A 12,979-nucleotide genomic window follows, 5' to 3' on the forward strand; every position below is an offset into this window, starting at 1 on the left:
GTTTTGTGTGTTTGCAAAACTGATGCCAAAGCCGTTTTATTCTATCTCAGCAATAATGGATCTTGCTGAAGCAGATCAGCTAATGTTTTGTAAAGTGCTGAATGGTGTTCAGAAAATTCTTTCGGTCTCTCAAAGAAATTCTCTACTGCCACAGCAAAAAATTCTGCATGATTGGTGCCAGCATAAGATCTGAAAAAAGTTGACTTTCCTTCACGAATCAACCTCATTTCCTGGCTGGCAAGTCCTTGCCAGAGCTTAATAGCATCCTCATCCATAAAGCCAAATTCGTCATTCATGATCACATTCTCCAATTGAAGAGCGTGTGCCATTTCATGAAGACCTAGGTTTAGTCCTTCTTCAGTAGCATAACCTTCCACGAAATGTCTCCAGGAAATCACAATCACAGCCATTGCAGGATTTACTTCTCCTTTGTGATATCGCTGATCTGCCGTGCTGAAAAACTGGTCGGGATAAACAATAATGCGATCGAAGTGAGCAAGAAATACATCAGCAAAGCCAAAGGCTATTTGAACAGCAGAGGCGGAAATAAGTACTTCCATTTCTGAAGTGACCTCACCCATATGGCGAGGAACAAACTCGGTCAGTTTCTTGAATCGATTGACTCGATAGGCAAAGATTCGCTGAGATTTGGGAGGAAGAGCTCTATAATAAGCAAAGTGTTTTTGCAAAGAATAGAGCTCCTCTTTATTTAAGCTTGGTTTTATGCCTTCTGCAGCTAGAAATTGTTGAAAGAGATGTGAGCGATAAACGACCACACCAAATATGATAACTGCAATCAGTAAAAACCAGAGCACTTATAGCTGTTTAAGAAGCGTTTTGATGTTTACTTTTTCATCCAAAGTCTTGATCAACTCAGGAATAGAAACACGCTGCTGCTCCATCGTGTCACGCTCACGGATAGTCACCATGTTGTCTTCCAACGTTTGGTGGTCAACAGTCACGCAGTAAGGAGTACCAATAGCATCTTGTCTTCTGTATCGCTTTCCAATAGCATCTTTCGCATCGTATTGCGCATTGAAGTCCAGCTTGATCTCTTTCATGATCTCCTCTGCTTTTTCAGGAAGACCATCTTTGTTCAACAATGGAAGAACAGCTACTTTAACCGGAGCCAAAGCTGCAGGAATCTTCAAGACTGTTCTTTCACTGCCATCTTCCAGCTTTTCTTCCGTATAAGCTGATGACATTACTGCAAGGAACATTCTGTCCAGACCAATAGAAGTTTCCAATACATATGGCACATAGCTTTCATTTAAGTCATTATCGAAGAACTGAAGCTTTTTACCAGAGTGCTTTTCATGAGCACTTAAGTCAAAGTCTGTTCTTGAGTGAATTCCTTCTAGTTCTTTGAAGCCCATTGGGAAGTTAAACTCAATGTCACAAGCTGCATTAGCGTAATGCGCAAGGTTCAGGTGATCGTGGAAACGGTAGTTCTCTTCACCAAGACCAAGCGCTTTATGCCACTTGATTCTCTTTTCTTTCCAGGTTTCGTACCACTCCATTTCGGTACCTGGCTTGATGAAGAATTGCATCTCCATTTGTTCAAACTCACGCATTCTGAAAATAAACTGACGTGCGATAATTTCGTTCCGGAAAGCCTTACCTATCTGAGCGATACCAAATGGCAATCTCATACGGCTTGTTTTCTGCACGTTCAGATAGTTAACGAAAATACCTTGAGCCGTTTCAGGTCTTAAGTAGATTTTACCAGATTCATCGGCAACAGAACCCAACTCTGTGCTAAACATCAAGTTGAATTGACGAACATCCGTCCAGTTTCTAGAACCAGAAACAGGATCAGCAATTTCTAAGTCAACGATCAACTGCTTCAACCCAGCAAGGTCACCAGCTTCGGTAGCAGTCTTCATTCTGTGCTCAATCTCTTCTATCTGACCTTTGTATTTCAATACACGGTCATTGGTTGCGACGAATTGACCTTTATCAAATGAGTCACCGAAACGTTTTGCCGCTTTGGTTACTTCTTTGTCAATTTTAGCTTCAATCTTGGCCATTGCTTCCTCGATCAAAACATCTGCACGATATCTTTTCTTAGAGTCTTTATTGTCAATCAATGGATCATTGAAGGCATCTACGTGGCCCGATGCTTTCCAGGTAGTCGGATGCATGAAGATCGCTGCATCGATACCCACAATGTTTTCGTTGAGACGAACCATTGCTTTCCACCAATATTCTTTGATGTTATTCTTTAATTCAGAACCGTAGGGACCATAATCATACGTCGCTCCAAGTCCATCGTAAATCTCACTAGAAGGGTAAATGAAACCATATTCCTTACAGTGTGAGGCTATATTTTTAAGTGTAATTTGTTCGCCAGAATTTGCCATAGCCGCAAAGATAAAATTTTGAGCATCTTTTGGGATGAAAAAACCAAAATTCGATTAGAGTGGATCTTTCTTAGTTATCAAACTTAAACTGGACTTCTTCCAGACTCTTAATGGAGCCAACTACTGTGACTATATCTCTGAGCCTCAAACGAGTGTACCCATGAGTAATGATACTCTGTCCGCCACGCATGATGGACAATATAATGACATCACCAGGAAGTCGAAGATCTCGAAGTGTGAGTCCATGAATGTCTGGGTTGAGTATTTCCACATCTCTGGAATCTTGTCCTTTCTCCATACCCAACAATAATGAAGTGGCCTGTGGAGATCTCACGAAGTGATCTAGCAGACTTACCATGGCCGTGGAAGGATCTACTACCTTGGCATCCAGTGCCAGGAATTTGTCATAGTTGTATCGGTGATTCAGCCTTACAATAACATCTCGAGTGCCAAAGTGATGGTAAGCCGTATCACATATTTTGAGGTTTTCTTCGTCCGAAAGCATGGTTACTATTGCTTCAGTCTTATCTGCATTCATGAGGTCAAACTCTTCTTTGCTGAAGTCTTTTATTCCATAAGTAATGCTGATGCCTTCTGGCTCGTCAATGCTTCCTTGCTGTAATTTGGTGGCAATTTGAACTTCCCACCCATTTTCTCTTAGTTGATTTGCTAAGGCTACAGACTGACTTTCAAATCCAAATATGATAGCATCTCTAATTCCATCAAACTCCGGAGTTTGTGCTTTGGTCCTGTCTTCACCTAATTGATAGATGGCCCATTTGAACAATGGAGGACCTAAGAATTGATTGATAACGATCACAGCAATGATTACTGTTGCAAACTCATCCCCCCAACCTGGGAAAGTATCCGCTATTACGGTTGCCAAGCCTAACCCAACACCTGCTTGAGTCACATACGGCATCCAGCCAAGGTGATTTTGTTTCATAGGGTCACCAGCTAAAATTCCTCCAGTGTAGGCACCCATGATCATGGTAATTATTCTTATGGCAAATAGAATTAAGGCTACTCCAATTACCGAACCGATCACATTAATGGCTAAAGTTGCTCCTGTGTAAGTAAAGAAAGCTATGTAAATAGGCGTGGCTGTATGTTCTAAAATATTGATGAACTCTGCTCTATACTTGGTGTAGTTGGTTACAAAGAATGAGGCTAGAATGGACATCAGCAGCGGTTCCATATGAATGCCATGATTGAAGTACTCAAGAGTAAGATCTTTTACGGCATGAGAAAGCAAATAGCTTGAAAAGCCAACTAACAACACCAACACTGTCTTACCAGGTCGGATAATCTTTAGAGATAGAACAAATTTTAATAACTGGCCGAAGGCATAGAACCCAATCCCAAATGAGAGCGCCAGCTCAACTATAATATGAACAATGCTTAATAACTTAAAATCTTCCCCGGCAATCAAGGATTCTCCAACTGCCAGACAGATGGAGAATAAAATGATCACAAGAAAATCCTTCACTACTGTTACGCCCATCACCGTCTGTACAAATGGACCTTTGGCGCGGAGTTCATTAATTACCGCAATGGCAGAAGCTGGAGAACGCGCTACAAATATGGCCGCAGTGATCGTGGAAACAGAGATTTTAGCGGCAGTACTCATTTCTCTCATGTACGGAATGTAGTCTGCGCAGAAGTATACCGCTATGGATCCTACCACAAAAGTCACCACCAGCTGTCCGAAGGTGTTCCACTTGATACTTTTAAATCGGCTTCTGAGTTCTTTGAGGTAGAGCTCAGCTCCAGCTGCAAATGCAATGAACGCTAGGGCGATCTCATTGATGAATTGTAAGTTGTCTTTCGCGGAGATAGGAATAAGCCCAATAATATGGGGGCCGGAGATAATTCCTGTGAAAATCAATCCAGTGATCAGTGGCAATCGTATCTTCTGAAAGGACTTGGCAATCTGGTTAGAAGCAAGTGCAATGATCAGAAAACCTGATAACACTAGAATCAATTCTTTATATGTAGATAGAAATGTTAGCAAGCTGACTCTTTAAGCTTAATTAGTTGGTTAATTACAACCGGCATTGTTCTTGCCCGTTACTTTAGGAATCCAAAAATTAGTCTGTTTTAGGCAATGAGTCACTAGAAATCTTTCAATTCTATTAATAAATGAATAAAATTCTTAATGACACAGTTCCTGGAACCTTTGAAATTAAACAATATCCTAATGAAATCTATCACGGTTCTTACCTCGATTTTAATACTGCTTAATTGTAGTCCAGTTCAATCCAATAACTTGGAAGGCGAGCCTGTTTCCCATGAAATCTTTGATCAGTTACTAAATAAATATGTGGGAAAGAATGGGTTCGTAGATTATAAAGGGTTTCAGAAGGAGCGAGCAAAGCTGAAGGAATATTTGACATTGCTTCAGAGCACTGCTCCAGGGAAGAGTTGGAGTAAGAATGAGGAAATTGCCTATTGGATCAATGTCTATAATGCTTTTACTATTGAGTTAGTCCTCGAGCATTATCCGGTAGAGAGCATTAAGGATATCGGAAGCTCCATTCAGATTCCATTTGTCAATACACCGTGGGATATCAAATTTATAGAAATAGGTGGAGAGACTTATGATCTGAACAATGTGGAGCATGGAATTCTCAGAAAGAAATGGAAAGAGCCACGTGTACATTTCGCTATCAACTGTGCATCTTATTCATGTCCGGTCTTGCGCGAGGAGGCATACACTGCAGAAAAACTCGATGATCAACTCAGTGATCAAGCCAAGCGATTCATCAATGACGATTTCAGAAATGATATTACTAAAGACAAGGCACAGCTTTCTAAGTTATTCGATTGGTTTGGTGGGGATTTTAAAGCGGTAATGCCCATTAAAGACTTTATCAATCAATATGCAGATGTAAAAATTGGAGACAAAACAGATATCTCCTACAAGGAATATGATTGGCGTCTAAACGAGCAGAAATAGGCATTAAGAGAATGTGATGAAGAAAGCCTCAGAATTAAGTTTTGAGGCTTTTTGCTTTTTAGTCAACTGAGTAATCGGAAATACGTTGATAATCAGTACCCTAAAGGAATAAATTGGAAGATTTTCAAAACACTTCCCTTAGATTGTTAATTTTGTAATAACAACATTACCCCAAATTACAAATGATTGAAACAATGACTGAGAGCCCGCAGACATCACAGCGGGAGGAGAATCAGCGTATGATCGCTGATATGATTCGTGAATTTGCTAAACACGAAATCGAACCGCACAAAATGGAATGGGATGAGTCCCAGGAATTCCCAATTCATGTATTTAAAAAACTTGGTGAGCTAGGCCTGATGGGTGTGCTCGTTCCACAGGAATATGGAGGTTCAGGTTTCGGCTATCATGAATATGTAACAGCCATTATCGAGTTAGGCAGAGTAGATGGATCAATCGGATTGTCTATGGCAGCACATAACAGTTTGTGTACAGGTCACATTCTTCAACATGCCAGCGAATCCCAAAAAGCCAAATACTTACCAAAACTTGCTACTGGTGAATGGATAGGTGCATGGGGCCTCACAGAGCCAAATACGGGTTCAGATGCAGGTAATATGCGTACTACAGCTGTGAAAGAAGGAAATGAGTGGGTGCTGAATGGAGCTAAAAACTTTATAACTCATGGTATTTCTGGAGATGTAGCTGTAGTTATTGCTAGAACAGGAGAGCCAGGTAAATCTAGAAATGCATCTGCTTTTATCGTAGAACGTGGTACTCCAGGGTTCAGCGGAGGCAGAAAAGAGAATAAGTTGGGAATGCGCTGCTCTGAAACAGCGGAGATGATCTTTGATAATTGCCGTATTCCGCAGGAAAACCTGATAGGAGAAGTGGGAGATGGTTTCGTCCAGTCTTTGAAAGTATTGGATGGTGGAAGAATCTCCATTGCAGCTTTAGGTTGTGGTATTGCTCAGGGAGCCTTCGATGTATCCGTGCAATATTCTAAAGAGAGAGAGCAATTTGGGAAACCAATTAGCTCATTCCAGGCTATTTCCTTCAAGCTCGCAGATATGGCCACTAAGCTAGAGGCAGCCAAATTGCTAACTTATCAATCTGCAGAGCTGAAAATGCAAGGCAAGCCTATGACAAAAGAGTCAGCTATGGCCAAGTACTATTCTTCAGAAGTAGCAGTAGAGTTAGGAAATGAGGCGGTGCAGATTTTTGGAGGGTATGGCTATACCAAAGACTACCCAGCAGAGAAGTATTATAGGGATGCTAAGCTGTGTACCATTGGTGAAGGCACCTCCGAGATACAAAAATTGGTGATTTCCAGAGAAGTATTGAAATAAATGTTTGGGAGGAATAAATTTTCCTTTACTTTTGCAGGCTCAAATACGAAATAACATGATTGTAGTAAACGTAAAAGAAAACGAGTCAATCGATAAGGCGCTTAAAAGATTCAAGAAGAAATTCGAGAAAACCGGAGTTCTTAGAGAATTGAGATCTAGAACTTATTTTACTAAGCCTTCAGTGGTTAGAAGAACTCAGGTTATTAAGGCTGCGTACCGTCAGCACATGCAAGAGCAGGAAAATAAGTAATCCCAAATTCGGGAATTATCATATGAAATTATTAAGTTAGTATTTACCCTCTATCGGGTAGATACTGACTTATGGTTGACTCCTTTCTTAAATACCTTCGTTACGAAAAACGCTATAGCGAGCATACCCTTACGGCGTACGAGAAGGATTTAGAACAATTCACCCAATTTCTTCAGGGAACCTTCGAGATAGATGATTTGACAGAAGTCAAGCATCCTCATCTGCGCAGCTGGATTGTAGAGCTAATGGAAGCTGGTATAGCTCCGGGATCTATCAATCGTAAAATTGCTACGCTCAAATCTTATTATAAATTCTTATTGGCCCGAGAGTTTGTCTCCACCAACCCTACTGGTAGGTTGAAGCCTCTCAAAGTTGAAAAACGACTTCCCTCTTTCGTTAGGGAAAATGAAATGGTCGTTTTGCTAGATCAAATTGAGTTCAGCGAAGACTTTTTTGGACTCAGAGATCGCGTGATTCTGGAAATGCTGTATGCAACGGGAATTCGTCTCTCAGAATTAATTGGGCTTAAGGATCTGGATATCAATGAGTATCAAAATTCCATTAAAGTTTTAGGAAAAAGAAATAAAGAAAGGCTTATACCAACCACTGATTTTCTCGTTAAACTACTTAGAAACTACCAGCAACAACGAAACAAACAATTCGGTAAAACGGAGTTTCTACTAGTAACAGATAATGGTGATAAGTTGTATCCTATGATGGTTTACAGAACAGTTAAAAAGTATTTAGAACAAGTTACTACCATCAGTAAAAAAAGCCCTCACGTTCTGAGGCACACATTTGCAACTCACTTATTAAACAAAGGTGCAGAACTAAACGCGGTGAAGGATCTGCTAGGACATACTAGTCTGGCAGCAACCCAAGTTTATACGCACAATTCAATGGAGAAGCTGAAGTCGGTTTTCGATCAGGCTCATCCAAAAGCATAAATGGTTTAATCTTTAAATTTTAAGAATCATGAAATTACAAATGCATTCTATCCACTTTGACGCAGACCAGAAATTGGTTGATTTTATTCAAAAGAAAGCTAACAAGCTAGATACTTTTTATGATAGAATTATTGACGGAGAAGTATTCATGAGACTAGAAAAGGATGATGACAGAGAAAATAAAGTACTGGAGATCAAATTGAATATTCCAGGAGGTCAACTTTTTGCTAAAGAGAAGTCTAAGTCTTTCGAGGCAGGAGCCGATGAGGCTGTGGAGTCCCTAAGACGACAACTGAAAAAACATAAAGAAAAGCTCTTGGCTCATAATTGAGCTTAAAGCCAATCACTAAAAAGCCGAGAAATGTTTCTTGGCTTTTTTTATGCCTTTGCGTTTATCGGAAGAGGCATGCCAAAAATCGAGAGATCATGACTGCTTATCCAATTGATTAATAATGCAAGCCGGAATCACTGCATTTTTGAATCATAAACAAGCATAGTTTTTGATGAGTGCAATACTTATCTAGCGGTGATTTAAAGTATGGTTGAGAAGCAACCATCGGCTTAAAGTCGTTCCTCGGGCAAGGAACGACTTTTTTATTTAAAATATTACAGTGTTCTATTAGCCCTTTCAGGTTGTCTGAAGGGGTTTTTTCTTAATGTTTTTATGATTTAGATAAGTCTAAAAATAATATGTGATTTGTATAATAAATAATTAAAAATAATCTTTGTCATATATTTCAACAAACTGTATTGTTTTGGTATTGAGAAGATTAGTCTTTTTGTGTTTGCTTTTGAATGGTGCGCTTGGCTTAGCTGGTCAGGTTTCAGGCTGCGTATTTCATGACGGTGAAGCAGTGCCTGGTGCCACAGTGCAAGTGAAGAACTCGGAGTTTGGAACGGTCTCGGATTCTAATGGATACTTTGTCTTTGTTTCAGCTTTGCCAGAAGACGCAGTATTGGTGGTGAGATCAGTCGGTTTCAAACAGCAGGAGAAGCGTGTAGGCAATAAAGCCTCTATACGCTTTGATTTAGAAGTGAGTGATTTGGGGCTTGATGCTGTGGTGGTAACTGGTACGATGAAGCCAACCATGATCACAGCTTCTCCGGTGAAAGTAGAAGTGATCACCTCGAAACATCTCAACACCTATATTCCAGCAGCGGCTTCATCCATTATGGAAGGAGTAAAGCTGATCAATGGTGTACAGGAAGTAGTCGCTTGTGGTGTGTGTTTTACCAATAGTATCCGCATCAACGGATTACCAGGGCCTTACACAGCAGTTTTGATTGATGGAAGTCCAATGTTTGGAAATTTGGCGTCTGTTTATGGCTTGAACGGCATTCCAAACATGGTAATAGATCGGTTTGAAGTCATAAAAGGACCTAACTCTACACTCTATGGTTCTGAAGCCATGGCTGGCGTCATTAACGTGATCACTAAAGACCCGGCAGATCAGCCCAAGTTCTCCATCGATTTGATGGGAACCTCTCATCTGGAATCATTCGGAAATATTGGAGTATCCACTACCACGAAACGTTTCAAAGGATTTACGGGGTTGAATTATGCAATTATTGGGGATTATGATGATGAAAACGAAGATGGATTTAGTGATTTGGTTAACCTGGATCGCTACTCGTTATTTTCTAAATGGAGTATGATCCGTCCCAATGATAAAAAGTTTACTCTGGCTGGTAAGCTTTATTATGAAGATCGAAGAAATGGAGTAGAAGAGTTTTTGGAAGATCGAGCCTATCGCTCCATTCGTGGCAATGACTCGATTTATGGAGAGAGTATCTACACTTATCGAGCGGAACTATTTGGAACTTATGAATTTCAGACAGCTGAAAATCTCAAACTCGATTATTCCATCAGTCAGCACATTCAGGATAGCTATTATGGGGCCGACCACTACGAAGCTGAGCAGACCATAGCTTATACCAATTTTGTTTGGACCAAAGCACTGAAAAATCATACGGTGATTACTGGGCTGACGAATAGATTCCAATTGTATGATGACAATACCGTTGCTACGGTTAATAATCCAGACAATCAGTGGATTCCTGGTTTGTTTGTGCAGGATGAATTTGAAATAGGGAAGTCTTTTAGCTTGCTTTCAGGGCTGAGAGTTGACCATTATTCTTCGCATGGGTTGATTCCTTCGCCAAGACTATCTACCAAATGGAAAGTAGGAGATTGGACTACTTTGAGAAGCAATTTTGGAACAGGGTTTCGAGTTGTTAATCTCTTTACGGAAGATCATGCATTCGTCACTGGGCAACGGGAAGTCCAGATTGTGGAAGAGCTAAAGCCAGAGCGATCTGCGAATGCTTCTTTGAACCTGAATCATATTTTCACCCTTGGTGAGAGCCAGGGAATGTTTGATTTAGACGCTTTTTATTCGTATTTCTACAATAAGATTATTCCTAATTACGATACGCCAGGGCAAATCATTTATGCGAATTCACCTGGTTATGCCATTTCCAGAGGAATTGGATTTAATTGGAATCAAGAGTTAATGATGCCTCTTTCTTATTCTCTCGGATTCAATTACCAGAAGGTAACGGAAACGAGAGATGAAGTAACCAGAGATGTGGAGTTTTCGCCGTTGTGGAGTAGTGTGTTTACAGCTAACTATTCCTGGAAGGCCCAAAAAATAACCTTTGGCTACACACTGAGAGTTACAGGTCCGATGGCTCTACCTGAAGTATATGATTTAAATGCTGTTGGCGATCCTGTGAGCAATCCACGAGCAACGAGATCAGAGCCTTTCGCTTTTCAGAATATTCAAATCAATAAGCAGTTTTCTGACCAGTTTTCACTTTACGGAGGGATCCAAAACCTATTCAACTATATTCAGAAACAATCACCATTGGTTGGTTACAATGATCCGAACAGTCCAATAGGTTTTAGTCCGTATTTTGATACCTCTTATGCTTACTCACCCATCCATGGGCGCGAGTTTTATTTAGGCATTAAATGGCAGATAGATTGAGCTATTATTCCTCAAAAGCCCAATCAATGCCTGTTTTCATGTCTTTTACGATCACTCCCTCAGCTTTTAGCTTAGCTCTCAGCTCATCCACTTTGTCGTAGTTCTTCGCTTCTTTAGCTACTTTGTATTCTTCAAGGATGACTTCTAGAAGGTTTTGTGAAGACAAGTTTGTCTCTAATTTTAGCCCTAGAATTTCCTCACAGAAAGCAATGAAGGTGCTCTTCATGCGCTCGAAAGTCTCTTTGCCAATCTCCTCAAATTTCAATTGACCAGTTTGGATAGAGTTTACTTTCTTCACCAGGTTAAACAAATGACCAATCGTCAAAGCAGTATTGAAGTCATCATTCATCGCATGGTAGCAGTTGTCACAGATTTTGTTGATCTGCTCTGCTTGTTTTGTGTTAATTTCTTCTGCTAAACCTTCAGGATATTCATAGTTTTTGATCAGTCTTAAGCCGTTCGCCAACTTCATATAACCTTTCTGTGCTGCATCCAGTGCTTCATTGGAGAAATCCAATGTGCTTGCGTAGTGAGACTGAAGCATGAAGAAACGGATAGTCATTGGGCTGTAGCCATGCTCTAACAATTCATGATCGCCAGAAATCAACTCATGTGGTAAGAATGAATTGCCAAGTGACTTACTCATCTTGGTTCCGTTTACCGTAAGCATGTTGGTATGCATCCAGTATTTGGCTCCTTCTTTACCAGTAGAACCTGCATTTTGTGCAATTTCACATTCATGGTGAGGGAATTTTAGATCCATTCCACCTCCGTGAATATCAAATTCTTCACCGAGATACTTGGTGCTCATCACCGAACACTCCAAATGCCACCCCGGGAATCCATCGCTCCATTTGGTATTCCAACGCATGATATGCTCTGGTGCGGCTTTTTTCCAAAGCGCAAAATCCAATGGGCTTCTCTTGTCCGATCCACCATCCAATTCTCGAGTTTGATTCAGTAAGTCTTCGGTTTTTCTACCACTCAACTTACCATAATCATACTTTTCATTGAATTTGCTAATATCAAAGTATACAGATCCATTAGATTCATAAGCGAACCCATTATCTACAAGCTCCTGAATCATGTCCAGTTGCTCCATCAAGTGACCAGTCGCCGTAGGCTCGATATCTGGTGGCAGGATGTTGAATGTTTCCATTACTCTATGGAAGTCATTCGTGTATTTCTGCACGATTTCCATAGGTTCCAGGTTTTCTAACTTGGCCTTTCTTGAAATCTTATCCTCACCAGTATCATCCAATAGGTGTCCTACATCTGTGATATTGCGCACATATCGCACTTTATATCCTAAAAATTGTAGGTATCTGTAGATCACGTCAAATGACATGAATGTTCTTACATTCCCCAGGTGAACATCACTATAAACCGTAGGCCCACATACGTACATTCCCACGTGAGGAGCGTTTAACGGTTCGAATACTTCTTTTTCTCTGGACAATGAGTTTACAACTCGGAGTTTTCCGATCATCGGGTTATTTTTTATAAATACTTAGTTATGACGAAGTTGAGCTAAAATAGTTTGTTTAAACCTCAATTTGAATTGACTATTTTTTCTACTAGCTTTGCATTGCAAATATAGAATTAAGGTTCGAGGGGACGCAAGTCCCCTCTTTTTATTCATAATAAAATGGTTGTTGGAAAGAAGATTGAGGAAGAAGTTCAGCACATGGTGGAGGGAATCATCGCAGGTGATCCTTCATTGTTTTTGGTGAACGTGATCCTTAAAGGGAATTCTGGGAACCAAAAATTGATTGTATTGCTGGATGGGGATGAGGGCATCACCATTGATCAGTGCAGTCAGGTGAGTAGAGAGCTTTCAGGCTTATTGGAAGAAACCGACTTGATTGACGGTAAATATTTTCTGGAAGTGTCTTCAGCGGGATTAGATTTTCCTTTGCAGTCTATTAGGCAATATCACAAGAATGTGGGAAGGTCATTAAAAATAGACTTAGTAGATGGAAGTCAAGTAAGTGGTGAGTTAAAAACCGTGGAGGATGACAAAATCGTGTTGGAAGAGAAAGTGAAGAAAGAGGTCATCACACACGAGATTAATTTAAGTGATATTAAAAAATCGATGGTATTAGTTTCATTCAAATAAAC

Annotated in this window: 11 protein-coding genes; 7 read left to right on the top strand and 4 right to left on the bottom strand. The window is 40.3% G+C overall.

What is annotated here, in order from left to right:
* Positions 1-41: 41 nt before the first annotated feature.
* From NXS00_RS16420 to NXS00_RS16430, 3 genes are all read right to left on the bottom strand, one after another.
* A complete protein-coding gene (locus NXS00_RS16420; RefSeq protein ID WP_258100335.1) occupies positions 42-815 on the bottom strand; it encodes a zinc-dependent peptidase in 774 nt (257 codons plus the stop codon).
* Positions 816-2,363: a glycine--tRNA ligase gene (locus NXS00_RS16425; protein ID WP_258100336.1), complete on the bottom strand. Its 1,548-nt coding sequence runs from the start codon at positions 2,361-2,363 to the stop codon at positions 816-818.
* Positions 2,364-2,433: 70 nt separating this feature from the next.
* Complete coding sequence (locus NXS00_RS16430; RefSeq protein ID WP_258100337.1) at positions 2,434-4,377, bottom strand: cation:proton antiporter domain-containing protein; 1,944 nt, start codon at positions 4,375-4,377, stop codon at positions 2,434-2,436.
* A gap of 186 nt (positions 4,378-4,563) precedes the next feature.
* Here NXS00_RS16430 and NXS00_RS16435 point away from each other — a divergent pair, with 186 nt between their 5' ends.
* The 6 genes from NXS00_RS16435 (at position 4,564) to NXS00_RS16460 (ending at position 10,858) form a co-directional block, all read left to right on the top strand.
* Entirely contained in the window at positions 4,564-5,322 is a 759-nt protein-coding gene (locus NXS00_RS16435; RefSeq protein ID WP_258100338.1) for a DUF547 domain-containing protein, read from the top strand.
* Between the two features lie 194 nt (positions 5,323-5,516).
* Entirely contained in the window at positions 5,517-6,671 is a 1,155-nt protein-coding gene (locus NXS00_RS16440) for an acyl-CoA dehydrogenase family protein (protein WP_258100339.1), read from the top strand.
* A 55-nt stretch (positions 6,672-6,726) separates the two neighbouring features.
* Positions 6,727-6,921, top strand: coding sequence for a 30S ribosomal protein S21 (rpsU, locus tag NXS00_RS16445; protein WP_258100340.1), 195 nt, complete (start codon positions 6,727-6,729; stop codon positions 6,919-6,921).
* 71 nt (positions 6,922-6,992) lie between these two features.
* The gene (locus NXS00_RS16450) at positions 6,993-7,868 is read left to right on the top strand and encodes a tyrosine-type recombinase/integrase (RefSeq protein ID WP_258100341.1); all 876 of its coding nucleotides are present in this window, start codon (positions 6,993-6,995) and stop codon (positions 7,866-7,868) included.
* A gap of 28 nt (positions 7,869-7,896) precedes the next feature.
* Positions 7,897-8,199: a ribosome hibernation-promoting factor, HPF/YfiA family gene (hpf, locus tag NXS00_RS16455; RefSeq protein WP_258100342.1), complete on the top strand. Its 303-nt coding sequence runs from the start codon at positions 7,897-7,899 to the stop codon at positions 8,197-8,199.
* A gap of 430 nt (positions 8,200-8,629) precedes the next feature.
* Positions 8,630-10,858 carry a TonB-dependent receptor gene (locus tag NXS00_RS16460; protein ID WP_258100343.1) on the top strand — a complete coding sequence of 743 codons (2,229 nt, stop codon included), beginning with the start codon at positions 8,630-8,632 and terminating at the stop codon, positions 10,856-10,858.
* Positions 10,859-10,862: 4 nt separating this feature from the next.
* Here the strand turns inward: NXS00_RS16460 and cysS are convergent, their stop codons facing one another.
* Positions 10,863-12,347, bottom strand: coding sequence for a cysteine--tRNA ligase (cysS, locus tag NXS00_RS16465; RefSeq protein WP_258100344.1), 1,485 nt, complete (start codon positions 12,345-12,347; stop codon positions 10,863-10,865).
* 159 nt (positions 12,348-12,506) lie between these two features.
* Here cysS and rimP point away from each other — a divergent pair, with 159 nt between their 5' ends.
* On the top strand, positions 12,507-12,977 hold the full coding sequence (gene rimP / locus NXS00_RS16470) for a ribosome maturation factor RimP (RefSeq protein ID WP_258100345.1): 471 nt from the start codon (positions 12,507-12,509) through the stop codon (positions 12,975-12,977).
* Positions 12,978-12,979: the final 2 nt, after the last annotated feature.

The organism is Marinoscillum pacificum (genome assembly GCF_024714495.1).
GTDB classification, from domain to species: domain Bacteria; phylum Bacteroidota; class Bacteroidia; order Cytophagales; family Cyclobacteriaceae; genus Marinoscillum; species Marinoscillum pacificum.